The 1,148-nt window shown below is 62.5% G+C and carries 1 protein-coding gene; it reads left to right on the top strand.

The genetic code is table 11. From position 1 onward, the window contains the following. The coding region (locus tag AC0B9F_RS38340) for an HNH endonuclease signature motif containing protein (RefSeq protein ID WP_472010459.1) at nt 1–1,052 on the top strand (1,052 nt) is incomplete at its 5' end. Nucleotides 1,053–1,148: the final 96 nt, after the last annotated feature.

Raw genomic sequence — 1,148 nt, 5'->3', positions numbered from 1 at the left:
AAGACCAATTCGATGCCGGTGACCTCACTTTCGAGCACGCAGCACTGATCGTGGCGTTCTGCGAATCCCCACCCAAGGCAATGCCCGACGCCGCACTACCGTACTGCCGCGACACACTCCTCGCCGCAGCATCCGGAACCGAAGCAACCACCGTCAAACTGCGCTACGCCATCAGCGTCCTCGAGCACATGTTCGAATCCGACGACCCACCACCAAGCGAAGACACCGACCGCAACGAACTTCGCATCTCCCCCACCCTCAACGGAAGAGTCGCCGTCCGAGGCGATTTCGACGGAGTGACCGGCGAAATGCTTCTCTCCGCCCTCTCCAACCTCTCCATGCCCACCCCCGCCGAAGACGGCACACCCGACAAACGACCCGCCGCCACACGCAACGCAGACGCCATGGCAGAACTCATCCGACGCTACCTCGACAACGCTGCCACCGGCATCGACGGCGGCCAACGCCAACACCTGAACGTGCACATCAACGCCAAAGACCTGGCCTACCACCGTGAATGCGCCACAACGAGTGATGGCTCAACACCTGCCCCGTCCGAGGACGACGATCCCGGCATGCTCGATCTCGACTTTCACGATCTCGACAAACAAGATCTCGATGTCGGCCACATGCCCTGGATGGGACCACTGAGCGTCGGCCGCACCCGCATGATCGCCTGCGACTGCATGCTCTCCAGCGTCCTCCTCGACGAAAACGGTGCCCCACTCGACGTCACCCCACTCAAAAGGCTTGTCACCGCAGCACAACGAACCGCACTGATCGCCCGCGACAAAGGCTGCGCCTTCCCCGGCTGCGACTGCGTCCCCGCCTGGACCGACGCCCACCACATCAAACACTGGGCCAAAGGAGGACCAACCGTCATGGACAACCTGGTCCTACTCTGCCGAACCCACTACACCCTGATGCACCGAAAACCCGGATTCACCGGCAAATGGGAAATCCGAATGGGCACCGATCACCTGCCCTGGTTCATCCCACCACCGGGCATCGACCCCGACCGGAAACCCCGCCGCTCCACCACACGACTCTGAACCCGGAGGTCACCGAGCACACGCCTCGGTGACCCATTCCGGCGTGCTTCGATAGCCGGAAAGGGCGGCACGGTATCCCCTATTGCTAGCGTTGAG

It is taken from the genome of Streptomyces sp. NPDC097129 (genome assembly GCF_055668065.1).
The sequence above is the reverse complement of the archived record's forward strand: the minus strand, read 5'-3'. Positions and strand labels throughout refer to the sequence as shown.